Consider the following 25,732-nt stretch of genomic DNA (forward strand, 5'->3'; position numbering starts at 1 on the left):
CTTGGGGTTGGTGATGATCGGCGTGATCAGGTGCGGGATGCCCTCGTACGCGGTGAGCTCGACGCGCTTGGGGTCGATCAGCACCATGCGGACCTCGTCGGGGGTGGCCCGCTGCACGACCGACGTGATCAGGCAGTTGATGCACGAGGACTTGCCGGAGCCGGTGGCGCCGGCGACGAGGAGGTGCGGCATCGTCGCGAGGTTGGCCATCACGTAGCCGCCCTGCACGTCCTTGCCGAGCGCGACCAGCAGCGGGTGGTCGTTCTCTGCGGCGTCGGCGAGCCGCAGCACGTCGCCGACCTTGACCATCTCGCGGTCGGTGTTCGGGATCTCGATGCCGACGGCGGACTTGCCGGGGATCGGCGAGATGATCCGCACGTCCGGGGACGCGACCGCGTACGCGATGTTCTTCGCGAGCGCGGTGATCTTCTCGACCTTCACGGCGGGGCCCAGCTCGACCTCGTAGCGCGTGACCGTCGGCCCGCGGGTGAAGCCGGCCACGGTGGCGTCGACCCTGAACTGGGCGAAGACGCCGGCCAGCGCGGCCACCACCGCGTCGTTGGCCTCACTGCGCTCCTTGGCGGGGGCGCCGCGCTCGAGCAGGTCCAGTGAGGGCAGCTGGTAGGTGATGCCGCCGGACAGCCGCGAGTGCTGCGCGCGTGAGGGTGCCTCACGTGGTGCCTCGGCGGCGGGCCCGGTCGATTCCACGGGGGCCTGCTCGTTGTCCGCGCTGCGCGTCGCCTCCTGCGGGCCCCACACGTACAGGCCCTTGCGGGGACGGTGCATGAGCGCGTCGCGGACGTCGTGGGTGAGCCACGTCTGGACGGTGGCCCGGTCGTATCCACCGCCGCCGTACTCGCTGCTGAGACGGGCGAAGATCTCCTGGGTGGAGCAGCCCGGGTCACCGGACTCCTTGATGACGCGTCGTACGAAGGCGCGGCGCGGGTCGATGCTCTTGTCCTCGGTGGGGTCGACCGGCTGGGGGGCCGGGCGTGCGGCCGCGGGCCGGGCCGGTGCGGCGGAGCCTGTCGGCCGGGGCGGGTCCGACGGCGCGGCGGTCTTCCGCGCGCGGTCGAAGGGGACGACGGTGCCGCCCGACGGCGTGGTCCCGGGCCCGGGTGTGGGCCGCGCCGACGCGTTGGGGGCGGCCGGGGCGGGGTAGCGCCCGTCGGTGACGCCGATGCTGCTGAGGATCTTCGAGGGGGGCAGCCCCAGACGCGCAGCCGTCCTGCCGACGCCGTACGGCACCCGGGTGGGCTGCGGGGTGTGCCGGTCCTGGGGCGCCGGTGCGCGCGGCGGCGTCGGCGGCTGCGGCGCAGTCCCGGTCAGCACGGAGGCGCCGCCGTCCTCGTCGTCCTCTCCCAGCAGGTGGCGGATCCGCTCGAAGCTCCAGCGGGTGTCGTACTGGTCGCCGATCGCGGCGCGGATGTCGGCGATCGCCCGGTCGTCCAGCGCGGGGCGGATCCAGGTGTGCTGTTCGGCGAGGCGGGCGATGTTCTCCGGGTCGCTGTCGTTGACGTACTTGCCCTTGGCCGGCATCGGGCGCTTCACGCCGGAGCCCTTGAGCTTGGCGTACAGCGAGCCGTCGAACTCGAGCTTGGACAGGTCCATGGCGCGGTAGTCGTCGGGGAAGACGTAGCGGGTCTCGTTGCGCTCGCCCATGCGCATCCCGATCCGGGAGTCGTACTGGCTCTTGTTCTCGCCGCCGCCCATGTTGGGGCCGGTGCCGCGCTGCACGGCGTCGATCTCGTCGAAGGCCGCCTTGCGGCCCTTCTTCTTGATGCGGCGCTTCCACTGCGCCGCCTCGGGGGCCTGTTCGAACAGGTCGACGACCTCGTCGCTGATGAGGATGATCGCCGGTTCCTTCTCCGAGGGCACGTGCTTGCCGTTGACGCGGGCGGTGCGGCCGTCGATGACGGCCATCCCGGCCTGCAGCTGCAGCAGCGCCTCCTCGGGGCCGGTGGCCACCCAGTCGATGACGGGCCGGTTGCAGCCCGGACGCTTCTCCAGGAACGGCCGCAGCCAGGGCCTGGCCGTCGCGCCGCCGCCCATGTCCGTCATCCAGATCACGGCATCCGCGCAGCGGGTCAGGTACGACAGGATGACGTGGAGCAGGACGCTCTTGCCCGAGCCGCGCATGCCGGCGATGAGGACCGCGTTCTGCCGCATCAGCAGCATGACCAGCTCGCCGTCCTCGTAGACGGCGATCGGGAACGGGTCGTTGATGCTGATCGGGCTGTGCTCGTCCTCGAGCGGGAACGACTCGGCGAGCACGTCGCGGGTGGTGACGTGCATCCACACCTGCCCGGCCGCGCCGCGGATCTCCTCGAAGCGCACCGATCCGGCGCGCACGTCGCCCTTGGCGACCTCGATCGCGCGGACCTCGCCCTCCAGGCGGGCGGGGGTCACCGAGCCGTTGGAGGCGGTCAGGTCCAGGCGGACGCTGTAGCCGGAGGCGCGGTCGATGCGCTCGCCGGTCTCCCGCACGCCCTTGAGGTTGCGGCGCAGGAAGACGCCCTCCCACTCCGTCATCGCGCGCTCGCCCGCCGGGGCCGCGTACCGGTCCTCGTGCTCGGCGGCGATCTCCTGGCGGCGGGAGTAGCGGTACCAGGGGTACAGCAGGGTGTAGATGGCGGTGGCGCCGACGTAGCTGGCGGCGCTGCTCAGGCTGAAGGGCGTGGTGGTCGCGGCGTAGGTGAGCCACGAGGTCGCCATGCCGACGGCCGTGGTCAGGTACAGGCCCTGCCAGCGGTTCATGCCGGGCAGGCCGCGGGAGCGTTCGGTCTCGCCCTTGGCCCAGGCGCCGAGCGCGGTCGCGCCGGTGGCGGCCAGGGCGATCCCGCCCAGGGCGAGCGAGGCGTGGGTGCCCAGCGGCAGGCCCATCAGCTCGAGCGTGCTGCTGTGGGTGATGGCGTCGAACTGGTTGGTGAAGCAGGCGGCGGCCCCGACCCACAGGCTGCTGACCGGGACGGTGGTGGCCTGTCCGAGCTTGTAGGCGTTGTGGGGCGGGACGCTGCTGCGGGAGGTGGTAGCCATAGGGGCCGGGTCCTTCCGAAGTGGTCGGGCGGGGCAGGGGGCCAGGGGCGTCAGGGCTGGTAGTTCCAGAACTCGGCCTCGTTCGGGCGCGGGTTCTCGTGGCGCTCGATGTCCTCGGCCTGCTCGATGCGCCAGGCGTCGATGACGCTCTGGACCATGTCGGTCATGCCGGCGCAGGCGGAGCCGAACTCCAGGAGCATGTCGATGACCCCCTGCTTCACGCCGTACTGGTCCTGCAGGCGCTCGGCCATGCGCATCAAGGACTCGGCCATGTTCTCGAACATGGGGGCGAAGTCGTTGAGGTGCTGAGTGGCCTCTTCGACAGAGCCGGGCTCGTACTGGCCGGTGACGAGGTCGAAGGCTTCGGCGACTGCTTCGATCGGGGTGGCACCCACGGTGGTGGCTCCTGTCGTGGTGGGGCGGGAGGGGACGTGGATCGGGACAGGCGCCCCGGGCTTGACCTTCACGGCCTTGGTCAGGCTGACCTTGCGGGCCACGGCGGCGATGACACCGGCGGGGCTGGCCAGGCCGGTGGCGGCGTAGTGCCGCAGCAGCCAGGCGGAGACCTTCTTGCGGCGCATGACCCACTGGCCGGTGCGCAGGGCCTTCGCCAGGCCCCAGGCCATGCCACGGGCGATGCGCGGCATGAAGTTGGGGCCGCTGGCGGAGTTGGCGATGCGCAGCATGTGCCGGTGGGCCCAGCCCAGGCGCTTGCCGACGGCCATGACGCCCCGGGCGAGCAGTGGGGAGCAGAAGGCGTTGGTCGCCCGTGCGGCCCGGCGGGTGCCGTACCACAGCCGCTTACCGCCCCGTTTCATCGCGCGGACCTTGCGGCTGGTCGCGGCGCGCTTCAACCGCCGGTGCATCTTCTTCGCACCCTTGGTGTACGACTTCTTCTTCGCCGCCTTGGCAGCCGGGCCCTTCCGCTTACCGGTGACGGCTGCCTTCCACTTCTTCAGGACACCGTGACGCCGGGCCTTCGCCGGAGACTTCGCCACCCCCTTCTTCTTCGCCGCGGCGGACGCCTTCTTCGACGCCTTCGTCGACGGGGTGGTCAGCTTCTTCTTCGGCGTGGCTCCGAGCTTGCGGCCGACCCTCTTCGCCGCGCGGGCCGCCGCGGCGGCCGCGCGACCGGTCTTCTTCACCGTGGGCGTGGGCGCCGCGGGCTTCTTCTTCAGCGCCGCCGGCTTGTTCGCAGTCGAGCCCTTGGAGGCGGCGCCGCCCGCCGAGCCGGTGGAACCGCCACCGCGGCCACTCAGCTTGGACAGGCCCCGGTTGAGGAGGCCGGGCTTCACCGGCGCGCCGGTGCTGCGGGGCCTCGACCCGCCCGGAGCCCCCGATCGGTTGGACGAACTGCTCGGCTTGGAGGTACCGCCGCTGCGCCCGGCGGTCGGCTTCGTGGTCGAACCCAGCCCCCCGCCGCGCCCGGCGGCCTTGCCGCCCGGCCCGGCACCGCGGCCGCTGGTGACGTGACGACCGGCGGCCCCCTTGCCCGCTCCCCCGGTGGCGGACTTCGCTGCCTGAGCGTTGCGCTTGGCCGCGCGGGCACCTGCACTCGGGCTTGCCCCACCACCGGCGCGGGCGGCGGTCTTCTGCCCGGCGGCTCCCGTGCCCCCGCGGCCCAGCAGCCCGCGGCCGCTCTTGCCGCCGGTGGCTCCGGTGCCGCGGCTGCCCAGGAGACGGCCGCCGGCCCGGGCGGAGGGGTTGGCCCGCGCGGTGCGGGCGGCACCGCTGCCCTTGGTGGCGGCACGGCGGTCACGTGCCCGGCGCCACAGGGCTGCCACGCCCAGGGCGGTGCTGACGACCGCGGCGATCGCCAGCCCGATCCACATCCACTGGCCGTACAGGTGGGCGAGGTAGCTCACCGCGATCATCGCGATGGGCGGGACGGCAGTGATGGCCAGGGTGGCCAGGCCGCTGAGCGGCTCGGAGTCGACCTCGGCGGCGGGCTTGGCTGCAGCGCGGGGGGCAGGCGCCGCGGGCGCCACGGGCGCCGGGGGTGGAGCGAGGGTGGCGGTGCCGATGCCCGGAGCCCCAGGCGCAGCCGCCGCCGGAGGCTGCGAGTTGAAGTCGAAAGCGGTGCTCACGGGGAGGTTTCCTCTCCGGTCCGGGATAGTCACGGTCAGTAGCCGGTCGGGGGTTCGTAGTTGTTGTCGTTGTTGTTGTCGCCCTGTTGTGCCCAGCTCAGAGGCTGTTTCTGCGGGCGAGTGAGGGCAGTTGGGCGTGTGCGGCGTGAGCGACAACAACCGACAACGTCACTGGCTGTTACGGACTCCTTCCTGTTCCTGCGGGCCGGGGGCGGTGTCGAGACAGATGTGGCAGCGGATCTCGCGGGCCGGGTTGAGGCTCTCGATGTGGGCGAGGGCTTCGCGGAGGTCCTCGGCGGCCTGCGCCGTCGTGTGGGACTCCCACTCCAGGGCGGTCGGTTCGGGCTGATTCATTGAGGCTTGTCCTGACTGCTGAGCTGGGCGAGCTGGGTCCAGTTCGCGGTGACGGTGAGGTTGAACGGCTCGTCCTTGGCCCACTGCTGCTGGTCGATGTCGCCGGGGAACTGGCCTCGGATCTCGCTCTCGATGCGGTTGGTGACGGCCTTCAGGACGTCCAGGGCGCTGCGGGAGGTGTCGGCGGTGTAGGTGGTGACGGTGCCGTTGTCCGTGTCGGTGGTCGTGACGGCCACGGTGGTGCTCCTCTGTTTCCTCGTGGTGGGCGGGTGTCTTTGCTGGTCAGGGGCCGAAGAGCACACGGGCCAGTCCCCGTCGGCGGGGGCGGCCCCGGGCGGGCAGCGCCACCCGCGCCTCGGTCCCGCAGCGGTGGATGGTGGGCCGCAGGTCTGACGGGAGGGCGTGGTGCGGGGAGAAGAGGCACTCGTCGACGTACAGCGGGCCCTCACGGTCGAGGTCGGCCAGGTCGTAGTGGATCGTCGTGCGCAGTGTTCGCTGCATCGCCCTGACCTGGGCTTCCTCGTCGCCGGGATGGCGGAGCATCTGCGTGGACCGGATCTTCGTCAGGCAGGCCTCGATGATGCCGAGGGATTCCCGGACGGTGTTGGCGCCGAAGGTGAGCGTCGGGTGCTGCAGGGACGCGTCGAGGTCGAAGAAGATCTTCATGCGCAGCGGGCGGGTGTCCAGGGCCTCGCGGCGGGCCTGCCGGTCGCCGGGGTACCGGCGGAGCATCTCTGCGCGGATCTCGCCGCGCGCGCCGTACAGGATGTCCCTGCTCTGCGTGCCGGTGTGGGCGCACAGCTTGGTGTACGTCACGGCTGCCACCTCCTTGGTGTCGTCGGGTCAGTTGCCGGTTTCGGTGTCCTGGCGGCGGGCGCGCCGGTTCAGCTCGCCCGCGTACTGCCGGCGGGCTTCCGCGAGTCGGCGGGCGGCCGTCGCCTTGGGGCGGTTCAGGACCTGCATGGCGCGGTTCAGGTCGACGCGGTTCCAGCCGTCGGTGTCGAGGAGTCGGTAGAGGATTCCGGCCTCGAACCGGGCCTTGGCCTGGCGAGGCCGGGGGTCGGAACTCTGCGCATCGGAACCGAGGTTCGCGGCGGCGTACGCGGCGATGACGCGCAGCGCGCAGGTTCCGCACAGGGGCAGTGGTTTGCGAACCTGGGGGGTTCCGGTGCAGGTTCCGACAGAGCAGTTCATGGTTCGGAGTTCTCCTCGGGCGGGTTCCGATGGTTCGGCTGGGTCAGGCGGCGTTGCGCTTGCGCCAGGCGGTGCGGGCGTCACGGAGGCGGTGGTAAGCGGTGGTCTTGCTCATGGCCGTGCGCTCGATGACCAGGCCGAGCTTCACCGCGTCGTAGCCGAGTTCGTCGATGAGTTTCAGCACCTGCTGGACCTGGTTCTCCTTGGTGGCGGCACGGGCGGTGAGGTTCTCGGGTTCGCGGTTCCGCCGCTTAGGCTTCGGCGCCTTCGACGCAGCAGGTTCGGGAACCTCGGGTTCGCTGGAGCCGGGTTCCGGGTTCGCGGCGGGTTCGGGAGTCTGAGCTTCGCCAGCAGGTTCCGGAACCTCGGAAGCGGCCGGTTCGGGAACCTCGTTCGTAAACGGAACCTCGGCGGAGGTGTCGGTCTTCTGCTCGGCGAGGGTCTCGGAGACCGGGATGCCGAGCCGGGCGAGGATCAGCGGGCGCAGTTGTTCCTGGGTGGCCTTGCGGCGCCACGTCCACCGGCCGTACTGCTGCTTGAGCGAGTTGCGGTAGACGATGCGCTCGCGTTCCTGCTTCAGGGCCTCGTCGAGGCTGCGGATCTGCCAGATCCTCATGCGGCGTACCAGGGCGGCGGTCGAGGGCAGGGCGAGCAGCCAGCGGTCCAGGCCGGCGGACTCGATGTGCTTGCCGCTGCTGAGCGCGGCGACGTGGGCGACGGCGTGCCGTCCGCCTTCGGTGGCCAGGACGAACAGCAGTGGCATCACGGTGTGGAGGCCGACCGCCACCGGATCGCCCCAGGACGCCGAGGCATTGAACCAGACTGTGAAGCCCGTCAGACCCCAGGCGGCGTGCCGCAGCAGCGGGAACGGCATCCGCCTCCAGGTGAGCAGGAGGTCAAAGGCGATCAAGACCACGATGCCCGCGTCCACGCCGACCGGCAGCCACTTCGAGAAGCTCCCGAAGCCCTTCTCCACGGCCAGTTCGCGCACGGCCGTGTAGGAGCCGGTGAAGCCGATCGCGCCGATCCCGGCCGCGCCCGCGATGATGACGGCGATCAGCACCCGGTGGATCCAGGTGACTTGCTCCTCACCGTTCTTGCGGCGCTCCAGGCGCTCCTGGCGGCGGGCCTCCTTGTCGTCCCGCTTGAGCTTCTTGGCCTTCAGCTTGATGACCGTGGGGTCCAGGGCGTCCGCCATCTTCTGCTCTGCCGCCGCAGCAAGCTGCCTGGCTTCCTCCTCCTTCCGGTCGGCGGTGGCCCGTACGGCCGCCGCTGCCTTGAGGTCCTTCTGGATCTGCTCGCCGATGAGCTCGGCGTTGTCGGTGGCCGCCTTGAGGCACTGCGCGGCGGCCTCTCCGGCCTGCTGCCGCTCCCGGATGGCGGCCTGCCGCTCGGATTCCGCTTCCGTCTGTGCCAGGGCGCGGATGCGTTCCGCTTCGTCCTGCGCGGAGGCCCGCAGCGCGGCGGCCGCGGCCTGAGCGCGCTCCCGGATCGCCTCCGCGGCCGCCTGGGCCTCGGTGCGGATCCGGTCGGCGTCCTCGCGGGAGCGGCGGGCCTCGTTCTGGGCCCGCTCAACGTCGTCGGCGGCCAGCGAGCGCGCCCGGTCGGCCTCGGCGACCGCGTCCGTACGCAGCTGCTCGGCATCCGTACGGCCCGCGGCCAGGGCCCGCTGCGCGTCGCCGAGGATGTCCTTGGCGCGGGCGCGGGCCTGGTTCAGGATCCGCTCGCCCTCGCGGGTGGCGGCGTCCCGGATCGAGACGGCCTCGGCCTCGGCGGCGGCCCGGACGGCGTCCGCGTCGCGTTCGGCCTGGGCCAGGCGCTGGGCGGCGCTGTGCTCCGCGGCCGCCCGGGTCTGCGCCGCCGCGTCGTCGGCGTCGGTGCGGATCCGCTCGGCCTGGGCCCGGGCGTCCTCGAGCGCGGACGCGGCCTGCCGGTCGGCCCGGGCCAGCCGCTCGGCGGCGGCGCTCTGTGCCTCGGCGGCGGCGGTGGCGCGCAGTTGCTCGGCGTCGGCGGCGCCCTGGTCCTGGATCGTCTGGGCCGTGCGGTGGGCGTCGGCCAAGACGGTGGCGGCCTGCTCGTCGGCGCGCGCCCGCAGTGCGTCGGCCGTGGCCTGGGCCTCGGCGAGGAGCTCGTCGACGGTGGACTCTGCCTCGGTGAGGGCTTCGGCGCGGGTCGTCTCCGCCAGGCGCTCGGCGTCAGCGAGCAGGGTCTCGGCCTCGGCGCGGGCCTTGTCCAGCAGCTCCTCGCCGGTGGGGGCGGTCTTGGCGGCAGCCGCTTTCCCCGTGGCGGCGGTGCCGCTGCGGGCCTTGGCGTTGCGGCTCTTGGAGGCCATGACGTGCGGATCCCTTCGGAAGGCGCTGGTGCGGAACGGGGTCGGGTGGCTGGTCAGGTCGGCGGGGCGGTCAGATGGTGGTCAGGACGAGACCGGTCAGGCTGAGGACCAGGAGCGTGGCCGGCAGGGCGATGCCGAAGAGGAACAGTGCGGCGGTCCTCGGGTCCTGCCCGGCGGTGTGCTGCCAGCGGATCAGCGGGGCGAGGATGCGGCGGCGCAGCCAGGCACCGGTTCGGGACCAGGCCGTGCGCGCGCGGGCGGCCGCGGGCTTCGCCGACTGGTCGGCGGGGCCGGCGGCCAGGCGGGCGGCCGTGTCGCGGAGGGTCTGGCGCCAGTCGCCGGTCCATACGCTGGTGCCGAGGTCGGAGCCGACGATCTGGGCGAGGTGGAGGCGGGCGTCGTCGTCGCTGACGGGCTGGTAGGGCTCGGGGATGGTCATGGGGGTCACCTGGGTTTCCGGGTCGGAGAGTTGCTCGTGCCGGGGGAGGCTGTGGCCGTGCGTTCAGGCGGGGCGGGCCAGGCGGCTGACCTTGGCGACGTGCTCTTCCTGCGCCTCGATGGCGGCCTGCGCGCGGCCCGCGGTGGTGGTGCGGTCGTACCGCCCGCGGTAGTCCTTGCCGTAGGCGTCGTCGGACGTGATGTGCCACTCCTTGGCCTGCGGGTATCCGGCGGCCACCAGGGCTTCGTCGTAGCCGAGCATCTCCTCGTGGAAGTGCCGGGCGTGGACTTCGGCGATCTGCTGGGCGCGCTCGTCGAAGGCGATGGCGGCAGCCAGGTAGGCGTTCTGGGCGTCGACGAGGCGGGAGACGGCGGCGGGCCACTCCTGCGCGGCCTTGGGGTCGCGGAGGTAGGCGAAGGCGGCCTCGGCGGCCTGCTGGGCCCGGCAGTGGGCCTTCCACCGCTCGTCGGTGTCCTTGACCACGGCCTTCAGCTCCGCGACGTGGACGGCGTTGCGCCACTGCACGCGGGCCTCGCGGTAGACCTGCTCCAGGAAGTAGCGGGCCTTTTCCCGCAGGTCGTATTCCTCCTCGCTGGCCTCCGGGCGCCCGGCCTCCACGTCGACGTGCCGGAAGGTGAGCTTCGGGTCCTTCCAGGCGTGCGCCGGCTCCTCGGGGCAGGCTTCACGCCCGGTGAAGGGCTTGAAGGTGTAGCTGTTGCCATAGCCGGACGGATGGGGCTCCGTCTTCTGCAGGTGGGCGGGGAGGTAGGGGGCCAGCCGCACGTTGAAGATGTCGCGCAGTTCGTCGGCGGTGACCTTGAACGTTGTACCCAGCATGTGCTCGCTCCTTCAGGCGTGAACGGGGTCGGAGGCGCGGCCGTGTGCGGCACGGGTTCGGCGGCCGGTACACCGGCGGCCGCGCGGTGGCGCTGAGCGGGAGGGCGGAGCCCGGGGCCCGGGTGCGGCGCGGGCTCCGCCGCAGGACGGTCAGGGACGGGGCTCGGGCTCCGGGCCCGCGTCCGCGCCGCGGAAGACGAGGCTGAAGAAGACCCGGAAGACGAGGACGACACCGCCGAAGTAGCTGAGGTGTGCGGCCGCGGCACCGAAGCCGTGGAGGAAGTAGTCGACGAGGGAGAGCACGCCGACCAGCAGGGCCAGGACGGTGACGACCGTGGAGCGGCTCGGGCCCTCGTAGGTGTCGTCGTCGCCCATGACCGGCTTGGAGGTCGTGTCCCTCGCAGGCGCGGGGACCGTGGCGGTGGCCATCACAGCCACCGCCCCAGGCCCAGCACCCGGGCGAGCCGGGTCAGGCGGCTGGCCCGGCGCTGCGGCGGCTGTGCAGCGGCCTCGGCCAGCCCCTCCTGGATGCGGTGCACGAGCTGGTTGACGATGTCCTCGCCCTCGCCCTGGACGTGCACCTCGCTGTACAGCGCGCCGAGTTCGGCGGCCTCCGGGTGGCGGCCCATCAGCGGGTGTCGGCTGTAGCCCTCCACGAGGATCGCGATCTCGGCGGTGGCGTTGACCGTGCCGTCGCCCAGGCCTCCGAGCGAGGCGACCAGCCGGGCCAGATCGGCCCGGTCGGCCGGGTCGTACGAGCCGAGGTGGGCGATGGCGTCCAGGAGCGGGCGGACGGCGGGGTGGACCTCGGGAGCGTAGGCACGAGCGGCACGCTGCGCGCCGGTCTTCGTCGTCCTCACGACTGCGCCTCCGCGTTCTGCTTGCGGGCGGTGCGGCGGCGGGCCGAGCGGCGCTTCATCGCGCGGCGTTCGGCCTCGCTGAGGCCGCCCCAGACACCGGCGTCCTCGCCGTGCTCCAGCGCCCACTGCAGGCACTGCTCCATGACGGGGCAGCGGCGGCAGACCGCCTTGGCCTCCTCGATCTGCAGAGGCGCCGGACCGGTGGTGCCGATGGGGAAGAACAGCTCGGGGTCCTCCTCGCGGCACACGGCGTTGTGCCGCCAGTCCACAGTGATCCGGTACGAGGTCTCGCCCGGGCTGTACGTGATGAACGTCGTGTCGTCGAAGCTCATGCCGACACCACCGTCACGGCCTCGCTGTTGGCGACGAGCGCACTCGCGGCCTCGGCCGCGGACGCCCGCGGGTCGCCCGCGCCGGGCTGGACGATGACGCGGTCGTTCGCGATCCAGCCGAAGCGGTGTTCCCGCCGCTCGCCGGTGATGACGTTCCGCTCGACGAGCAGCCAGGTGGTGTACGAGCACCTCGCGAGGGCCTCGTCGCCGAAGAGGACGTCCAGGACCTCCCAGGTCCCAGCGGCACCGCGGTAGACGGTGCCCTTGAACCGCGGGCCGATCGCGGCCTCGTACAGGCGCCGGTACGCCGCAGCGTCCGTCATCCCCGGCGAGGCCGACTTCAGCTCAGCGATCCGGGCCAGCTCCAGCCGACGGTCCGTCTGACGCGAGATGGATAACGCCAGATCCTCCGGCGAGGAGGGGCCGGAGGGCATCCTCCGCCGTGTGCTTTCCAAGGTCCCTGTGCGATCCTGCATACGGATCGGCCTCCTGATTTCGGCAGGTGGGGCGGTCTCTCCTCGCTTGGTGGTGACACACCGTGCGAGGCGGGCCCCGGCCAGGTGGTGACACACCTGGCCGGGGTTCTTGCATGTGAGGGGAACTAAGTTTGTACCCGCGACGGGTACAAACTTAGGCCGCGCGGCAGGCGGGGTCAAGAGGGAATTGGAAGTTCCTACGGCACGGCGGGGCGATGCCCGCGGCCGGGGCGACTGGAGATCCAGGCGTCGATAGTGGACTTGCGCCAGGCCGGCGAACGGCGGAACTGCTCGTCCGGCAACGGAAGATCCTGCGGCCGAACAGGCAGGCCTCCCGCAATCCGCTTGCGGGTGCGCTTGAGGTAGACCCGCACGGTCTCGGCGGTTACACCGATCTTCGCGGCCACGTCTTCCGTGTCCATGAACGGATCCGCGCCCGCCTCCGCGCCCGCCTCCGCGTCCGACACCCTCGCCACTCCTTGTCCCCGTAGTGGGTACCAAGGTATCCGACACCTCGCAGCGTCGAGGACTTCGCCGGGGGCTGTCACAGCCTGCGCCTCCCCCCGCCCCCGGGCCAAAGAATGTACCCTTGACGGGGACAGTGCCCCGTTCCAACGGCCGGCGGACGCAGAGCCCAGCCCGTACGCCGTGCACTGCCGCGGCGACGGTTGCGGCGTGCTGACAGTTTCGGTCCTGTGCTGAATTCATGCCGTCCCCTCGGTAGATCGGGATGAGTGCGGAGTGCTCAACTCAGCTTCCGGATCCCGGGCGTTACAGGAGAGGACCTGGTGTGTGCCTGCTGTATGCCTGGTGTGCGCCTGACGCCGTAGTCTGCTGTTCGCACCTGCTGAGGGGGTGATCGAATGGCGGTCGTGGTGCAGTGGACTGGGTGGGAAGCAGCCCATTTAGGCAAGGCGATGCGGCTGTCGATCCGCGAGTACGCGCGCCAGTTGGGTGTGAACCCGGCGACGGTGATGAAGTGGCGTAAGCGGGGGCGTGCGATCGAGTTGATGCCGGAGACTGCGGACATCCTCGACGCGATGTTGCGGCGTTGTGATGACGAGGTTCTAGCGACCTTCCGAGCAGCGCTGGGAAGTGACGGCGGCCCCGGTGCTGATGACGCTGAGTCGGCCCCTCTCGATCTCGGTCTCCCTCTCGGGCCAGCGCGCGTGGTTAGCCACAAGTTCGTGCCGGTCTACATCGGCGATGGGGTGCGGCCGCTCTTCACAGAGGCCGAAGTGTGTCCACTGGGGCCGGGCGGTCTCGAGCACCGGGCGCTGCCCGCTGGGCATCCTGATGCTGCTGCTGAGTCGCGGCTGCACTTGTTCGCCTGCGGCGTGGCGGTCTTCCACCTCGTTCAGCCGCGCACGGTGGCCAGCCTTGGGGAGCTGGCGGCATGGCGATACCGGTCGTATCTCGCGGATCTGGAGTGGGCGACCGCGGAGCTCCGGAGGCTCTTGGCGTTGGCCGACTCGTCTGTGGAAGCTGGCGCAACGTACGTGTTGTCGGCCTACCTCCTCGAGGACTCCCCGTGGAAAGGGCATCGCCTGGAGACGGCGCTGCAGGTGCTGACGACGCCGTCGGTGGTGGTGGACCGGCACCACCCAGACGGGCCGCAGCGCCTGGGCGATGACGTCGAAAGGGGCCTGTTCGCCGCGGGCTACTCGCACCCGGACGCTGTCGACTTCGGCATCCAGGCGGTGTCGATGGGCTTGGCCGGCTGGTCCGGTGTGGCCTATCACCCACTGGCGGTCGAGCGGGCGTTGCCCATGGACGCGATCGTCGCGCTCGAGCTGGACGTGCAGACGCTCTGGGCCTTGAGCACCTACGTCCTGGACGAGATCGAGGCGGGCCGGGACCCGGTCATGCCCGATGAGGCGTACGGATGGCGATGGCTCCGCGGCGCGTGCTCACGGTTGACTGCGGCGCGGCCCCGGGAGACGGCACAGCACCAGCTGATGCGGGAAGCGGTCCTCGCGACCAGTCAGCTTCCGGACCGGCTGCGCGCTGCGCAGGAGGCTCTGCGTGCATCCATTGCCTGAGCGATCTTGGCCCGTCATTGGAGGACAGGTGAACCCTCGTACGACAGCGCTCGTCGTCGTCGACGTGCAGCGCGGCTTCGTCAACCGGCACAGCCAGCACGCGGTGCCGGCAGTGGCACGGCTCGTTGAAGGGTGGACGGCGGCGGGCCTGCCAGTGGTGTTCGCCAGGTTCCACAACGTCCCCGGCTCGCCGTACGAGCGGATCTCTAACTGGACGCGTCTGCGCACCCCAGAGGAACAGGTGTTGGTCGACGAGCTCCAGCCGTACGTCGACTCCGCAGCCGGGGTCATCGACAAATCTGTCTCCAGCGCGCTGACACCCGAGCTGGAGGAGTTGGTTGCGGAACGGGGGTGGACGGACCTGGTGCTGTGCGGCATTGACACGGACAGCTGCGTGTACGACACCGCCGTGGCCGCGTACCACAAGGGGCTGCGGCCCTGGATCGTCACCGACGCCTGTGCCTCAACCGGCGGCGTCGAGATGCACAATGCGGCGCTCTTGTTGGCCCGGCGCAACATCGGTGCCGACCAGATCCTCACCGTGGACGAGGTCACCGGTCATCTGGCCACGGGAGCCGACTTCGAAGAGCACGCGACGGCCGGGGGTGGAGCGTGAGCGGGCACGATGCGGATCTGCTGGTGCTCGGAGCGGGGCCGGCCGGGGTGGCCGCCGCAGTGATGGCCTCGAGCCTGCACATGAAGACCGTGATAGTCGAGACCGACGAAGTCGGCGCTAAGGTGCGCGCCATCGGCGCGCTTGAGAACGTTCCCGGCGGCTGGTCGACCGGGCCAGCGCTCGCCGAGGCGCTCACGGCCGACATCGTCCGGCATCAGGAGCTGGGCCGCGTCACCCTGCTCACCGGCCGAGCCGTGCGGGTCGCCGGCTACGACGACCGTGCCGAGGTGGCACTGGGGGACGGCCGGGTTCTCACCGCGGCCGCTGTGGTGGTCGCGACTGGAGTGACGACGCTCTCGCCGGGTGACGTGGACTGGATCGACGCGTGCGAGGTTGGCTGGCTGCCGCCGTTGTGGCGCGCCGCAGCGGAGGACCTGCGGGAGCGGCACGTCGTCGTGCTCGGCGCGGACCGGCCGCTCGGCACGTGGCTGCGCGCGCATCCGGGGACCAAGGTGCACTTCAGCGTCCTGCATCCGAGGAGCGACAGCTACAAGACCGACGAGGTCACGGCCGACGAGCGGGTCCGTCTCGACCTGGTCGAGCGTGTCACGGTTGCGCGAACCCCGGCCGGGTTCCGGATCACCGCGCATCATCCTGTCGGCGGCAGTCACACCTTCACGGTCGACACGGTGCTGACGAACATCGGAGCGAAACCGGCTGCGCTGGAGGGACTCGTCACGGGCCCGGACGGCTACTGTCCGCCGGAGGTGCAGCACCCGCGGGTGTTGGTGGCCGGTGATCTGAAGGGCGCACGTATGCAGCGGATCGCCGTCGCCATGGGCGACGGGAGCCGTGCCAGCCTGGCCCCCTACTACCAGGCACAGGTTGTGCCCGGCTGATCATGTGCCGCAGGTGATTGCCCGGCAATCACTCCGTCGGTGGGCACGGCTGTTCCTCTGCCCTGTCCGGCGGCTGGCCGCTACCGTGGGGCGTATGGCCCGGGAAATCCGTATCAAGATCAGCGACGAGGCGTACGAGCAGCTGCAGCGCGCGGCTGCGGAGAAGCGGGTGGACGCCGAGGCGTATGCCGGTCAGGTCCTGGACGCGGACCTGACCCGGGCCCGTTTCATGGAGGGCGCGCGATCCTTCATCAGCCAGCACGCCGAGGGCTTCGCGGAGCGCTTCGGCGGGCCGGTGGACCACAGCGCCGACGCTGCCTGAGCGCGCGGCCTCGTGTTCCTTCAGATTGACCTTCCCTGGCTGCTGGACATCGCCCACCAGGAGATCCCCGGCGACCCCGAGGTCGTGGACTGGGGCTCGCTCGAGGCCGCCCGGGCCAGGCACTGCTTCCGCGTGATGGACACCCCGGTCTACGGCCAGGCACACCACCGGGCGGCCGCGCTGTTCCAGCAGCTTGTGCGTGTGCCGGCTCTGGAGCACTCCAACGAGCTGTTCGCCGCCTCCGTCGCGGCCTCCTACCTCCATGCCTCCGGGCTCCCGGTCACCGTGACGACGAAGGAAGCCACAGGACTCGTCGAGCAGGTCACTGCCGGGCAGCTCGACGTGCGGCAGATCGCGTCCGCGCTCAGGGAGTGGACGCGCTGACGGTGACGGCCGGTACCGAAGGCTGCGGCGCGGGCCGGCCGGGGACCGCGTCGGCTGCGCTCGCGCGGTGTTCGAGGTGTGGGTGCACGGCTTGGAGGGTGGCTTCGTCGTGCAGCGGGCCGTCGAGTTCGATGGCCCCGCCGTGGAGTCGTAGCAGGGCCCTGTCCCGCCAGCAGTCGCTGGGGAGCGTGCAGACGGCGCCGGAGATGGCGACGGGTGAGTGGGTGAGGAGCTCGGCGATGGTGTCGGTGGTGTGTCCGCTTCTCCAGGACAGGCAGTAGCGGGCGTTGGCGCGTCGGGCGGGTGCGGTGCTGCAGCGGTGGCGGTATTCGTTGGGCCACCACAGGTACGCGCGGGTCATCAGGGCGCTGTGCAGCGGAGTGTGGGCGGTGGTGGCCCAGTGTGCGGCTGCAGTGGCTTCGCTGGGGGTGAGGCCGTGCTCGCGCCAGACCAGCCGGTGGGACCACGTGGCTGGCTGGTGGTCGTCGGTCTTCTGGGGGGCGTCGCGCATCAGCAGGTGTACGTCGTTGATGTTCAGGTTGCGGGAGTTGTCGAGGAGCTCGAGCCGGCCGCCGGTAGGCAGGTGCTGCAGGATGAGGCGGCGCTTGCTCATGCTGGCGAGGCGTACCCCGGGCAGGCCGGCGAGTTCGATGGTGCCGTCGGTGAACTCCCGGACGGTGGGCATGAGGTGCATGGCGACGCGGGCCGCGGTGTTGGTGCGGATGATGAGCCGGTCGTCGCGGGGGCTCACGGAGGTGAAGTAGCGTTCCAGGTCGGCGAAGGAGCGGCCGAGGGTGCGGTCAAAGGGATGCTCACGGACAGGGCTGAAGAAGCAGGCGAACAGCAGGGCCTGGAAGGCCTGCTGGCCGGGGTGCGCGAGGTCGAGCACGAGGCGGCCGCTGGGGCGGCGGATGGAGCGCAGGTCGCGGTCCGGGAGGTCCAGCAGCTCGCGGCAGGCCGCAAGGCGGGTCTTGTCGTTGGAGAAGGGCATGGCGGTTCCCTCGTCAGCTGCGCCCGGATCAGCAGCGGTGCTGGGGTTCCGCGGTACGGCGGGTGAGCGGTGAGAGGGAGACGCAGGTATCGCACCTTTGGGCCCATTTGAGTTCGTCCGGGCGAACTGCGGCGGTCAGCCGGTCTCCGGCGGCTGCGCCGCACACAGTAGCCCGGCGGGGTGCGACGACACGCGCGAAGTGCCCGTGGACGCGCCCGGATCCACCCATCCGGCCCTCCCCCAGCACTGGCCTCCGCCCTGGGCGAGCAGGTCCCGCAGCGATGCGCTGCGGGCCGGCCCGGTAGCTGTGGTGGGGCCCGAGCTGGTGGCGGATGCGGTGGAGGCCGCCTCGTCCGACGCGCCGGTCGGGGATGTCATCGTCGGGTCGGGGCCGTCCGGGGACGGCGTCGGCTGCGCTCGCGCCCCGCGCAGCGCGTGGGCGCACCGGCTCGGAGAACGATCAAGGTGCAGCACAGCCGGGGCATCGTTGCAGGTCAGAGAGTTCGCGGTTGACATTCGGACGCCTTGTCCGCGATAAGTTCCCGCTTCTCCATCGCGGTTCTATTCCCTAAACAATCCTGGGAACTTCTGCGTGGGAAGTCGAATCACGGCTAGTCTGCATCTCAGTGCAAACCTCGTGTCTCCTAGTTGGGCACCACAGTTGAAGTGCCTCGCGAAGAGATACGAACAGCCCGCCCCGTCCCAGTCATGACACAAGGCGGACTGTCGCACTGAATTAGCGGTTGCGGAAGACGACGAAGTACAGGATCAAGGCCGACAGGATCTCGGCTGATACAGCCACGGCCAGGTCCTCAAGGCGCCGTCGCCTTCCGCAACTGCGGGGCGCGACGGCGCGTACTGTCCTGGTGCCGCGGCTCGTCGAGCTACGGCACCTCCTCCACATCCGCGCGAGCCGTACGGGTAAACGCACATGTCCTCCTTGAGTCGCCATGGGCCTTGCGGGCACGCGGGGTTGCATGCCTGAAGGGCCCACGAGGGACCAAAGAGGGGCTCGTTGGGAGCCTATTCGCGTGGGGCTCCGGGCCGCCGGTATATGCGGGAATTCGTCTGCTGTGCCGCGCCCCGTCGCGCTGGACAGCAGCACCGACGGCTGCGGGCTGGTGAACAGGTGTACCTGTAGATGGGTCAGCGGACGCGCGTTACGGTGACGACCGCGTGCCGGGTCGTGCCGGCGAGCACTTCCACGACGAGGCTGCCGGGCGCCGACGTGTACGGGGCGCCGTCCTCGGTGCGCGACGGCTGCCCGGGCCCGGCGGCCTGCAGGTGCGCCGCCGCCTGGGCCGCGAGCGCGGCCGTCAGCCGCTGCGACACTGCTCGGCGCCCATCCGGCAGCCGCACCACCAGCGCCCGCGGCTGCCGCGCCGGGCCGGTGTAGCCGACCACCTCGGCGTCCACTGTCTCCGCGTGGCGGATCTTCTGCCAGATCCGCCCGGGCCGGTACGGCGACGAGCCGCGCTTCGCGACGATGCCCTCGATCCCCTGCTCCTGGAGCCCCTCGTACCAGGCCAGCGCTACCTCGACGTCGTCCGTCGCGGGTACGGGCTGCAGGGGCGGCCCGAGCGGGTCGAGGACGTCGAGGAGTAGCTGGCGCCGCTCGACGTACGGCCGCGTGCGCACGTCGCCGAGCTCGGGGTGGGCGAGCAGGTCCCACGCCGCGTACGACGCCGGCGTTGTGCGGGCCAGTTCCCGGGCCCGGGCCGGGCTGGCGCTCGCGCGGGACTGCACCGCGCCGAAGTCCAGGCGGTCTCCACGCCAGATCACCGCCTCGCCGTCGATCACCGTGCCCGGCTCCAGGGCCATCGCGGCGTGCGCGAGATCCATCCACGCAGTGGTGACGATCCGGCCGGAGCGGGCCTGGAGCCGCGCGGTCTCCGCGTCGCGGACGATGACCGTGCGGTGGCCGTCGAACTTCGGCTCGTACCACCAGCCCTTCCCTCGCGGGAGGACGCGGACGGCCTGGGCGAGCGCGACACGGATGGGGTGCTCCACACCACCAGCCTGCGAGCCCGCGCGGGCCGGCGCTCGCCGGGCCCGGTAGCCGTGGCACCTGCCGCGGCGGGGCAGTCGGGAGGTTCATCCGCTCACGAGAGAAGCTTCGACATTTTTCAAGCCTAGGGTTGACCCACCATTCAACCCTAGGCTTGAATGGGGCTATGGACGTCGCCGCAGCAGCCGCCACCGCCAACGTCACCGCCGACACCATCCGCACCTGGTGCCGCCGCAACGTCATCAGCGCCATCAAGCACGCCGGGCGCTGGATCATCGACGAACCCTCCCTGCGCCACCGCCTGCGCATCGGCCGCCGCCTGGCCCGCAAGCGCGCCGAACGCCTCGCACCGCGCCGCCGCGCCCGCCTCCTCGCCGCGCTGGACCTGCCCGCCCTCACCGGCACCCCCCGCCAGATCGCCTGGGCCGAAGACCTCCGCGCCGCCCGCATCGAGCAGGCCCTCACCGTCACCCGCCACGGCCGCGGTCTCGCCTACCACATCGGCGCCGCCCTCGGAGTGATCTACGTGCCCGGCCTCGCCGACGGCCGCGACGCCGGGCCCCACGGCATCCGCTGCACCACCCACAACGACGCCCTCACCGTCATGAACGCCGCGCTCGCCCACGCCCCGCGCACCCACGCCGCATGGTGGATCGACCGCCGCCACATGACCGCCCCCTGCTGAACACCCCCGAAAGGCCCGCACCATGGCACTGAGCATCGACTGGAGCCAGCACGACCAGCTCCCCGTGCGCGCACGCTACGACGCCGCCGGCAGCCTCATCGACGAGGCCAAGGCCGCCGTCGCCGACCGCCGCGCCCGCATCGCCCACGACCTGGCCCAGCAGCACGGCGCCGAGGAGGCCGCGAGCATCCTGGGCATCTCCAAGACCCGCGTCTACGGCCTCGCCGCCCGCTACCGCGACGCCCAGCCGCGCGTCTGCGACCACTACCCGGGCCGCTCCATCTCCCGCTACGACCTCCTCGACGAGGTCGAAGACCGGTGCGGACTCGGTACCCGCGAAGCGCACGAGGCGATCCACGCCCACCTGGACCAGCTGATCGCCGACGACGGCGAGGACGAGGTCATCATCGCCCGCGTCCCCATCCGGCCGGAGCTGGAGGCCGCCAACCCCCACGATCTCGACCGCCGCCAGTGGCTGGTCATCCGCCGCGAGTACGCCGAGACGATCCTCGAAGTCCTCACCATCGAGCACGGCACGGAGTAGAGTCTGGTCGTCCCCACCTGGTGGGGGTGGCCCATAGTTCGGCGTGGCCGAAGCGGCCTTGTTGGCTTGGTCCCCGCCTCATGCGGGGGTGGCCCATGGGAAGCACGGGCGGCTGCGTACTTGACTGTAATGCTCCCCGCCTCATGCGGGGGTGATCCATGGGATGCACGGATGGCTACGTGCTCCCCGCCTTTATGCGGGGGTGGCCCATGGGAAGCACGGATCACAGCGTGCTCCCCGCCTTATGCGGGGGTGGCCCATGGGACGCACCGTCGACAGATCCCAGGCGCACGTGATCCCCGCCTATGCGGGGCTAGCCCGGCGGCACATCCGCCGGGCTTCGCTATTGCTCCAGCATGCCGAGCTTCGACTCCGGCCGGCAGTGCGGGCACGCCGGGACGCCTTCCGCGAGCGCGCGGCGCGCCTCGACGAGGTTGATGCCGTGGCTGTGCTTACCCGTTAGGCGGCAGCCGCCCGCGTGCACGTAGATCGGCCGCCGCCCACGGCCGCCCTCGAGCAGCCAGTCCGGCTCCGGCGGCCGGGCCGCGCGTCCACGAGCTCGCTCGGCTTCGCGCCGCTCGGCGGCCGCGTCGCCTTGTCCAGCCGGTCCACCCACATGGCGTGCCACGTCCGCAGGGTGCGGAGGCGGGGCAGGTCGGGCGGCAGGTCGTACATGTGTTCGAGTCTACGTGTGGCTTGATCTACCCTGTACCCATGGCCGACCCCGGCAGATACCGAGTCACCCTGACCAGCCACGACACCCCCGTCGCCCACGGCTGGTGGCACGTGCGGGACACGGCAGAGCGGAAGTTCTCCGCCGATGTCGGCCTGTACGGAGGCATCGACGGCATGCGTGTCGAGCTGGCCGAGCGCGACGGCGAGGACTGGCGTGTGCTGAAGGCCTGGCCGTAGCCGTGCCTACTCGGCGGGGTCTTCCTCCGCGTGCCGCACGGCCCGCTTCACCGCCTGCTCCAGCTCGTACCGCGACAGCGCCACGTCCTGGCGCGCGGCGTGCTCGGTGACCGCGGCCTGGAACGCCTCGGCCGCCCTCCGCCAGGAGCGCCACTGCTTGTCGTAGGCCTCGCCGGCGAGGCCGGCGAGGGCTGCGCGCGCTTCTTCGGCGGAACGTTCCAGCTTGATCAGCTCATCAGGGATCTCTGTCACGACCGACGATATTAAGCCGCTGACCAGCGTTCTTCCGACCATCCGACTTACCGCTCACACGAGTGGCCGGTCCTCACATCCCGGCGCGCCACCGCGCTCTGCTCAGTACGAAGGTCACGTCCCGCTGCCGTGACCTTCGGAGGAGCCCGTGCGTATCCGCGCCGCCGCCACCCTGGCCGCACTCGCCGCCCTGCTCGCCCCCGCCGCCGCCCACGCCGCGCCCGGCGACACCGTCCGCCTGCCCGTCCGGGAGGCCCTCGCCGCGCTGGCCGTCGCCGACGAGTCCCGCGAGGGCTACAGCCGCGAGAAGTTCAAGCACTGGGTGGATGCCGACCGCGACGGCTGCTCCACCCGCAACGAGGTCCTCCTGGACGAGGCCGTCAGCGACCCCGCTCGCGCCGGCCGCTGCACCCTGAGCGGGGGGAGCTGGTACAGCCCCTACGACGACCAGTACGTCGAGGGCCCGCGCGCCCTGGATGTTGATCACTACGTTCCGTTGGCTGAGAGCTGGGACTCCGGGGCGAGCGGCTGGTCAGCGAAGGACCGCGAGGCGTACGCGAACGACCTCTCCGACGAGCGCGCGCTGATCGCGGTCACCGCGGCCAGCAACAGGTCGAAGGCGGACAAGGACCCGGCCGAGTGGATGCCGCCGGCCGCAGGTTACCACTGCGAGTACGCGACGACCTGGGTCACGGTCAAGACGCGGTACCAGCTCAGCGTCGACCCGGCCGAGGCCGCCGCACTCACGGGCATCCTGAGCGAGTGTCCCAACCGGCCGATCAAGGTGGAGCTGGCCCGGTAGCCGCTGCCCGCGCCCATGTAAGCCCCGACCGCCCGGCGGTCGGGGCTTCGCCCTGGGCGGCCTCGTAGGCGAGTGCCGCGGCAGCCTCCTCGGCAACGGCCGGACGGATGTGGAGGCTTGGGGCCAGTACTCGTCGCGGCGCGGTCCGGGGATCTCTCAGCACACCCCGTCCGCCAGGCCATCCATGATCCGGCTGACCTGTGCGCGCGTCTGTCCGGCGAGGTCCGCTCGGGTGTACTCCCAGGGCGCCTCTTCCGGGTAGAAGTCCTCGCGTTCCTTCTGCATCTCCAGCGCATCGGCGATCTGCGCGGCGGTGGCGGGCAGGTCCTCGCCCTCCTCGCCGGGCCGCCAGTACGTCTGCTCGGCCATGGTCACTTCCCCCTTCAGATGGGTGAGGCTCTCGTCAGCGGCGGTCGTCGTCCTGGGTGACGCGGGTCGCGTCGAGTTCGCGCAGAAAGTCTTCGCTGGCGGCGCGCAGCGTGGCGATGTGCGCGTCGTCGCGGTCGATGCGGTAGATGCGGCAGGTGGCCGGGTCGGCGCCCTGCTGGAGGGCGACGACGTACCCGTGGTCCACGCCGAGTCCGTCGAGGGTGTACTGGGTGTGGTCATACACGTCGGCCGGGACGGTGGTGCTCCCGTCCGGGCCCCAGCCCTTGCTGTCCAGGTCGGCGGGGGTGGTGCGGAAGGTCAGCGTCGCAGCGATGCGGCGGCCGTCGCGGGTGAGGACGCGGTGCGGGAAGACCCGCTGCCAGGGCCGCTCGGTGTGGTGCCAGTAGCCGGTGGGGGCGGCGGTGTACTGCGGGTGCCGCGCGAGGAACTCCTGCTCCATGAGCGGCTGGAGGTCGGCCGCCCGCGCGCTGCTGTTCTTGTTGACGATCTTCTCGCGGCTGCCGTCGGTCAGCTTCCGCTCCAGCACGTCCTGGCGGGTGTCGCGGGGGCTGGTGCCCATGATGGCGGCGATCTCGCTCCCGCTGACGGTCTCCCTACGGGAAGCGCGCTCTTCGGGGCTGCCCTGCTTCCAGGCGGCCAGGGGCGTGGCGGCGGGGGCGGTGAGCTGGCGGGGTGCGGTCATCGAAGTGCCTTCCCTCGGGCGCGCTACATTCCGACACTTGAAAACGTACCGCAACATCGCTACGTTTCCAAGGGCCAAAACGTAGCGACTGGAGAAGAGGCGCGCATGACGAACTCCGGCCTCCCCGTCATCGACTTCGGGGAAGAGCACCCGCCCGGCCTGCACATCGCGCGCACCGGATACGCCGAATTCCACACCCGGGCCGCACACTCCCGGACCCGCGCGTGGGTCATCGACAGGGGCACCGCCGTGTACCTGCACGACGGCGACACCGCCCTGGCCGTCGCCGAGCTCATCGACGACCGCGACGCCCAGCCGCGCCTGCAGGCCGCGGCGATCGCAGAGATCGCCCCCTGGGCGCAGACCATCGCCCACCTGATCCGCTCCTGGGCCCTCGCCGACCGCCAGGACGCCCTGGCCAGCCTCCTGCGCGCCCGCGGGTACGTCGACGTCTACAGCGAAGGCAGCTTCGAGGTGCGGCGGGAATGGGACCTCGAGGCCTGGACGGAGAAGATCCGCCGACTCGCCACCGACGACGACCCCGCAGACCTGACCGGCGATGACCTCGGCGCCGTCATCCAGGTCCGCCTCAAGCGGGAGCGCGCCGCAGCGCAGCAGGCCGCCGTCGCCGCGCTGCCGCCCGCAAGCGGCGGGTCCTTGCCCCCGCTCACCGGCACCTGGGAGCTCGCACGCGGGCCGCGCCTGCCCCACGCCCCGCAGCCCTGGGCCGAGGTTGTCCTGCCGCTGCTCGTGCAGCGCTGGGAGGACAGCGACGACCCCGTCCTCCGGCACCGCGACGCCCTCGTCCACTGGGCCGTCGCCTCCGGCATCTCCAAGGCCGAGCTGCACCGGGCCTCGGGCATCGCCCGCAGCACCATCGACCGCGTCCTGGAGTCCGCCCCGCCGGCGCCCGGCCATCCGTGACCGCAGCCCCGCCGCGCGGGGGCTGCCCCACGCTGCCCGCGCCCCGGTCAGGCCCTGGAACTCCGGAGTCGTCGAAGGCCACGTCAACCGGATCAAGATGCTCAAACGACAGATGTTCGGCCGCGCAGGCTTCGCCCTCCTGCGGAAGCGCGTCCTCCTGTCCTGATCACCGAAGACAGGAGGAACTCCATGGCAGCCGCGGCGGCGGATATGCAAGCCTTCCCCTTCCAGATACTGACGGAGACGACCTTGATGACCAGCGACGACGCCCTCGATCAGTTCAGACACATCGCGCGCGAGCGGGCATTTGGCAGGCATGTCGGGTCGGACAGGCTCATCCAGGCAGGTCTGGACGCGCTGATAGCTGGGGTCGAAAGCCCGTCCCTGGCCATGCTCGCGGGACTCCTCCGGAGCGAAGAGCCCGAAGCGCCAGAGCTCTTCGACCAAGTACTGGACGAACTGGGACTGCACTTCCACCCGCCCGCGGACCCCCGGGCCGCAAAGTGGGCGATGGCCTACTGGATCGCCGGCCAGATCGCCGACGGCTCCCTGGATCCCGCCGCCGGCACACACCTCATCTGGGCAGACATTGCCTATGACCTCGGCTACCCCGAAGAGCTAGAACCCCTTGTGCACTGCGCGCACAACCTGGACGGCTGGGAGGAGAGCTGGGGAGTCTCCGTCGAGGAACTCAACGGAGAAGCGATTGCGGCAGCGAAGCAGTTCCTTAGCAAGGGGTCGGGAGCCGAGGCGCGAGACTGATCAGCGGTTCGTTCTCGCCACCGGGATTGGCCACCCGCTAGCTGATCCGCTCACGCAGCGTGGCCGCACCACAGAACCTGAGCCAGAACCCGTTCTCGTGTGCAGAGCCACCGCGATCCCCGGCACGCCCGGAGCCGGGGTTTTGCCGTACGCCTACGGCCACCCCTGGGCGCGAGGCCGCGGCCCGGCGGGGTGGCCTAGCCCCCCGGCAGGAGCTGCCGGGGGGCTAGGCCACTCCCCCTCCTTCGCGCGGGAAGGGAGGCGGTGCTCTCGGCCCGGACGACGGCGATCAGGGCGTCGAGGAGCTCGGCGAGGGAGTCGTGGGCCTCACCTGCGTGCAGGGCGTCTCGAGATGGAGGTGGACGGCGGCGAGGGCGGCGCCGACGGTCTGGGCGGGCACGGCGGGATCCTTTCGAGGTGCTTGGTTCTGCCACCCCCTGCGGCCCCCCCCCCGCCGGGGGGGGGGGGGGGGGGGGGGGGGGGCCCGGGGGCCCGGGGGGGGGGGGGGGGGGGGGGGGGGGGGGGGGGGGGGGGGGGGGGGGGGGGGGGGGGGGGGGGGGGGGGGGGGGG

31 protein-coding genes are annotated in these 25,732 nt (G+C 71.5%); 11 read left to right on the plus strand and 20 right to left on the minus strand.

Annotated elements, in window-relative coordinates; genetic code table 11:
- The 14 genes from QK440_RS35260 to QK440_RS35325 all read right to left on the minus strand — a co-directional run.
- Positions 1-3,036 (minus strand): DNA translocase FtsK (locus QK440_RS35260; RefSeq protein WP_282797338.1); only part of this gene is annotated, 3,036 nt, incomplete at its 3' end.
- Positions 3,037-3,086: 50 nt separating this feature from the next.
- On the minus strand, positions 3,087-5,123 hold the full coding sequence (locus QK440_RS35265) for a hypothetical protein (RefSeq protein ID WP_282797339.1): 2,037 nt from the start codon (positions 5,121-5,123) through the stop codon (positions 3,087-3,089).
- Positions 5,124-5,291: 168 nt separating this feature from the next.
- Complete coding sequence (locus QK440_RS35270; RefSeq protein ID WP_282797340.1) at positions 5,292-5,477, minus strand: hypothetical protein; 186 nt, start codon at positions 5,475-5,477, stop codon at positions 5,292-5,294.
- Positions 5,474-5,713 carry a hypothetical protein gene (locus tag QK440_RS35275; protein ID WP_282797341.1) on the minus strand — a complete coding sequence of 80 codons (240 nt, stop codon included), beginning with the start codon at positions 5,711-5,713 and terminating at the stop codon, positions 5,474-5,476. The genes QK440_RS35270 and QK440_RS35275 overlap by 4 nt, the downstream gene beginning before the upstream one ends.
- 46 nt (positions 5,714-5,759) lie before the next feature.
- Positions 5,760-6,293 (minus strand): hypothetical protein, encoded by a 534-nt coding sequence (locus QK440_RS35280; RefSeq protein WP_282797342.1) that lies wholly within the window; start codon positions 6,291-6,293, stop codon positions 5,760-5,762.
- A gap of 27 nt (positions 6,294-6,320) precedes the next feature.
- Positions 6,321-6,671 carry a hypothetical protein gene (locus QK440_RS35285; RefSeq protein ID WP_282797343.1) on the minus strand — a complete coding sequence of 117 codons (351 nt, stop codon included), beginning with the start codon at positions 6,669-6,671 and terminating at the stop codon, positions 6,321-6,323.
- 43 nt (positions 6,672-6,714) lie between these two features.
- A complete protein-coding gene (locus QK440_RS35290) occupies positions 6,715-9,003 on the minus strand; it encodes a DUF2637 domain-containing protein (protein WP_282797344.1) in 2,289 nt (762 codons plus the stop codon).
- 70 nt (positions 9,004-9,073) lie between these two features.
- Positions 9,074-9,442, minus strand: a complete 369-nt coding sequence (locus QK440_RS35295) for a hypothetical protein (protein ID WP_282797345.1) — start codon at positions 9,440-9,442, stop codon at positions 9,074-9,076.
- A 63-nt stretch (positions 9,443-9,505) separates the two neighbouring features.
- Positions 9,506-10,279 carry a hypothetical protein gene (locus tag QK440_RS35300; RefSeq protein WP_282797346.1) on the minus strand — a complete coding sequence of 258 codons (774 nt, stop codon included), beginning with the start codon at positions 10,277-10,279 and terminating at the stop codon, positions 9,506-9,508.
- 150 nt (positions 10,280-10,429) lie between these two features.
- Complete coding sequence (locus QK440_RS35305; protein WP_282797347.1) at positions 10,430-10,708, minus strand: hypothetical protein; 279 nt, start codon at positions 10,706-10,708, stop codon at positions 10,430-10,432.
- Complete coding sequence (locus tag QK440_RS35310; protein WP_282797348.1) at positions 10,708-11,139, minus strand: hypothetical protein; 432 nt, start codon at positions 11,137-11,139, stop codon at positions 10,708-10,710. The genes QK440_RS35305 and QK440_RS35310 overlap by 1 nt, the downstream gene beginning before the upstream one ends.
- The gene (locus tag QK440_RS35315) at positions 11,136-11,408 is read right to left on the minus strand and encodes a WhiB family transcriptional regulator (RefSeq protein ID WP_282797368.1); all 273 of its coding nucleotides are present in this window, start codon (positions 11,406-11,408) and stop codon (positions 11,136-11,138) included. Before QK440_RS35315 ends, QK440_RS35310 begins: the two co-directional genes overlap by 4 nt.
- Positions 11,409-11,467: 59 nt before the next feature.
- Positions 11,468-11,905, minus strand: a complete 438-nt coding sequence (locus QK440_RS35320; RefSeq protein WP_282797349.1) for a hypothetical protein — start codon at positions 11,903-11,905, stop codon at positions 11,468-11,470.
- Between the two features lie 239 nt (positions 11,906-12,144).
- A complete protein-coding gene (locus QK440_RS35325) occupies positions 12,145-12,414 on the minus strand; it encodes a hypothetical protein (protein ID WP_282797350.1) in 270 nt (89 codons plus the stop codon).
- A 396-nt stretch (positions 12,415-12,810) separates the two neighbouring features.
- On the opposite strand from QK440_RS35325, the gene QK440_RS35330 reads away from it, so the two are divergent.
- The 5 genes from QK440_RS35330 to QK440_RS35350 all read left to right on the plus strand — a co-directional run bounded on the left by QK440_RS35330 (position 12,811) and on the right by QK440_RS35350 (position 16,210).
- Positions 12,811-13,989, plus strand: a complete 1,179-nt coding sequence (locus QK440_RS35330; RefSeq protein WP_282797351.1) for an XRE family transcriptional regulator — start codon at positions 12,811-12,813, stop codon at positions 13,987-13,989.
- Positions 13,990-14,017: 28 nt separating this feature from the next.
- A complete protein-coding gene (locus QK440_RS35335; RefSeq protein WP_282797352.1) occupies positions 14,018-14,605 on the plus strand; it encodes an isochorismatase family cysteine hydrolase in 588 nt (195 codons plus the stop codon).
- Positions 14,602-15,504: an FAD-dependent oxidoreductase gene (locus QK440_RS35340; protein WP_282797353.1), complete on the plus strand. Its 903-nt coding sequence runs from the start codon at positions 14,602-14,604 to the stop codon at positions 15,502-15,504. Before QK440_RS35335 ends, QK440_RS35340 begins: the two co-directional genes overlap by 4 nt.
- A gap of 94 nt (positions 15,505-15,598) precedes the next feature.
- Entirely contained in the window at positions 15,599-15,826 is a 228-nt protein-coding gene (locus QK440_RS35345; RefSeq protein WP_282797354.1) for a hypothetical protein, read from the plus strand.
- Positions 15,827-15,838: 12 nt separating this feature from the next.
- Positions 15,839-16,210 (plus strand): fic family toxin-antitoxin system, toxin component, encoded by a 372-nt coding sequence (locus QK440_RS35350; protein ID WP_282797355.1) that lies wholly within the window; start codon positions 15,839-15,841, stop codon positions 16,208-16,210.
- Here the strand turns inward: QK440_RS35350 and QK440_RS35355 are convergent.
- Together QK440_RS35355 and QK440_RS35360 are read right to left on the minus strand one after the other, a co-directional pair.
- Positions 16,191-17,201 (minus strand): hypothetical protein, encoded by a 1,011-nt coding sequence (locus QK440_RS35355; RefSeq protein WP_282797356.1) that lies wholly within the window; start codon positions 17,199-17,201, stop codon positions 16,191-16,193. The genes QK440_RS35350 and QK440_RS35355 overlap by 20 nt on opposite strands.
- 1,146 nt (positions 17,202-18,347) lie before the next feature.
- Complete coding sequence (locus QK440_RS35360) at positions 18,348-19,211, minus strand: DNA ligase (RefSeq protein WP_282797357.1); 864 nt, start codon at positions 19,209-19,211, stop codon at positions 18,348-18,350.
- A 164-nt stretch (positions 19,212-19,375) separates the two neighbouring features.
- On the opposite strand from QK440_RS35360, the gene QK440_RS35365 reads away from it, so the two are divergent.
- Positions 19,376-19,894 (plus strand): hypothetical protein, encoded by a 519-nt coding sequence (locus QK440_RS35365; RefSeq protein ID WP_282797358.1) that lies wholly within the window; start codon positions 19,376-19,378, stop codon positions 19,892-19,894.
- Between the two features lie 22 nt (positions 19,895-19,916).
- Positions 19,917-20,438 (plus strand): hypothetical protein, encoded by a 522-nt coding sequence (locus QK440_RS35370; RefSeq protein ID WP_282797359.1) that lies wholly within the window; start codon positions 19,917-19,919, stop codon positions 20,436-20,438.
- A 343-nt stretch (positions 20,439-20,781) separates the two neighbouring features.
- On the opposite strand, the gene QK440_RS35375 is transcribed toward QK440_RS35370, so the two are convergent.
- The gene (locus QK440_RS35375; protein WP_282797360.1) at positions 20,782-21,066 is read right to left on the minus strand and encodes a DUF6233 domain-containing protein; all 285 of its coding nucleotides are present in this window, start codon (positions 21,064-21,066) and stop codon (positions 20,782-20,784) included.
- A gap of 86 nt (positions 21,067-21,152) precedes the next feature.
- Here QK440_RS35375 and QK440_RS35380 point away from each other — a divergent pair, with 86 nt between their 5' ends.
- Positions 21,153-21,350, plus strand: coding sequence for a hypothetical protein (locus tag QK440_RS35380; protein WP_282797361.1), 198 nt, complete (start codon positions 21,153-21,155; stop codon positions 21,348-21,350).
- Between the two features lie 6 nt (positions 21,351-21,356).
- Here QK440_RS35380 and QK440_RS35385 read toward each other — a convergent pair whose 3' ends face one another.
- On the minus strand, positions 21,357-21,602 hold the full coding sequence (locus QK440_RS35385; protein WP_282797362.1) for a hypothetical protein: 246 nt from the start codon (positions 21,600-21,602) through the stop codon (positions 21,357-21,359).
- Between the two features lie 148 nt (positions 21,603-21,750).
- On the opposite strand from QK440_RS35385, the gene QK440_RS35390 reads away from it, so the two are divergent.
- Entirely contained in the window at positions 21,751-22,404 is a 654-nt protein-coding gene (locus tag QK440_RS35390) for an HNH endonuclease family protein (protein WP_282797363.1), read from the plus strand.
- A gap of 156 nt (positions 22,405-22,560) precedes the next feature.
- On the opposite strand, the gene QK440_RS35395 is transcribed toward QK440_RS35390, so the two are convergent.
- Together QK440_RS35395 and QK440_RS35400 are read right to left on the minus strand one after the other, a co-directional pair.
- Positions 22,561-22,773, minus strand: a complete 213-nt coding sequence (locus QK440_RS35395) for a hypothetical protein (protein WP_282797364.1) — start codon at positions 22,771-22,773, stop codon at positions 22,561-22,563.
- 34 nt (positions 22,774-22,807) lie between these two features.
- Entirely contained in the window at positions 22,808-23,476 is a 669-nt protein-coding gene (locus tag QK440_RS35400) for a hypothetical protein (RefSeq protein WP_282797365.1), read from the minus strand.
- A gap of 105 nt (positions 23,477-23,581) precedes the next feature.
- Between QK440_RS35400 and QK440_RS35405 the strand changes: the two genes are divergently transcribed.
- Together QK440_RS35405 and QK440_RS35410 are read left to right on the plus strand one after the other, a co-directional pair.
- Complete coding sequence (locus QK440_RS35405) at positions 23,582-24,400, plus strand: hypothetical protein (RefSeq protein WP_282797366.1); 819 nt, start codon at positions 23,582-23,584, stop codon at positions 24,398-24,400.
- A 189-nt stretch (positions 24,401-24,589) separates the two neighbouring features.
- Entirely contained in the window at positions 24,590-25,162 is a 573-nt protein-coding gene (locus QK440_RS35410) for a hypothetical protein (RefSeq protein ID WP_282797367.1), read from the plus strand.
- The last annotated feature ends 570 nt before the right edge of the window (positions 25,163-25,732 follow it).

The sequence above is a fragment of the Streptomyces sp. CC224B genome (genome assembly GCF_030010595.1).
GTDB classification, from domain to species: domain Bacteria; phylum Actinomycetota; class Actinomycetes; order Streptomycetales; family Streptomycetaceae; genus Streptomyces; species Streptomyces longispororuber.

What these genes read in the sequence shown, in the direction of transcription:
- QK440_RS35355 (WP_282797356.1), bottom strand. Translation starts at nt 17,201, where the DNA reads ATGCCCTTCTCCAACGACAAGACCCGCCTTGCGGCCTGCCGCGAGCTG.
- QK440_RS35330 (WP_282797351.1), top strand. Translation starts at nt 12,811, where the DNA reads ATGGCGGTCGTGGTGCAGTGGACTGGGTGGGAAGCAGCCCATTTAGGC.
- QK440_RS35395 (WP_282797364.1), bottom strand. Translation starts at nt 22,773, where the DNA reads ATGGCCGAGCAGACGTACTGGCGGCCCGGCGAGGAGGGCGAGGACCTG.
- QK440_RS35345 (WP_282797354.1), top strand. Translation starts at nt 15,599, where the DNA reads ATGGCCCGGGAAATCCGTATCAAGATCAGCGACGAGGCGTACGAGCAG.
- QK440_RS35400 (WP_282797365.1), bottom strand. Translation starts at nt 23,476, where the DNA reads ATGACCGCACCCCGCCAGCTCACCGCCCCCGCCGCCACGCCCCTGGCC.
- QK440_RS35305 (WP_282797347.1), bottom strand. Translation starts at nt 10,708, where the DNA reads ATGGCCACCGCCACGGTCCCCGCGCCTGCGAGGGACACGACCTCCAAG.
- QK440_RS35410 (WP_282797367.1), top strand. Translation starts at nt 24,590, where the DNA reads ATGGCAGCCGCGGCGGCGGATATGCAAGCCTTCCCCTTCCAGATACTG.
- QK440_RS35370 (WP_282797359.1), top strand. Translation starts at nt 19,917, where the DNA reads ATGGCACTGAGCATCGACTGGAGCCAGCACGACCAGCTCCCCGTGCGC.
- QK440_RS35405 (WP_282797366.1), top strand. Translation starts at nt 23,582, where the DNA reads ATGACGAACTCCGGCCTCCCCGTCATCGACTTCGGGGAAGAGCACCCG.
- QK440_RS35380 (WP_282797361.1), top strand. Translation starts at nt 21,153, where the DNA reads ATGGCCGACCCCGGCAGATACCGAGTCACCCTGACCAGCCACGACACC.
- QK440_RS35300 (WP_282797346.1), bottom strand. Translation starts at nt 10,279, where the DNA reads ATGCTGGGTACAACGTTCAAGGTCACCGCCGACGAACTGCGCGACATC.
- QK440_RS35290 (WP_282797344.1), bottom strand. Translation starts at nt 9,003, where the DNA reads ATGGCCTCCAAGAGCCGCAACGCCAAGGCCCGCAGCGGCACCGCCGCC.
- QK440_RS35320 (WP_282797349.1), bottom strand. Translation starts at nt 11,905, where the DNA reads ATGCCCTCCGGCCCCTCCTCGCCGGAGGATCTGGCGTTATCCATCTCG.
- QK440_RS35295 (WP_282797345.1), bottom strand. Translation starts at nt 9,442, where the DNA reads ATGACCATCCCCGAGCCCTACCAGCCCGTCAGCGACGACGACGCCCGC.
- QK440_RS35285 (WP_282797343.1), bottom strand. Translation starts at nt 6,671, where the DNA reads ATGAACTGCTCTGTCGGAACCTGCACCGGAACCCCCCAGGTTCGCAAA.
- QK440_RS35270 (WP_282797340.1), bottom strand. Translation starts at nt 5,477, where the DNA reads ATGAATCAGCCCGAACCGACCGCCCTGGAGTGGGAGTCCCACACGACG.
- QK440_RS35365 (WP_282797358.1), top strand. Translation starts at nt 19,376, where the DNA reads ATGGACGTCGCCGCAGCAGCCGCCACCGCCAACGTCACCGCCGACACC.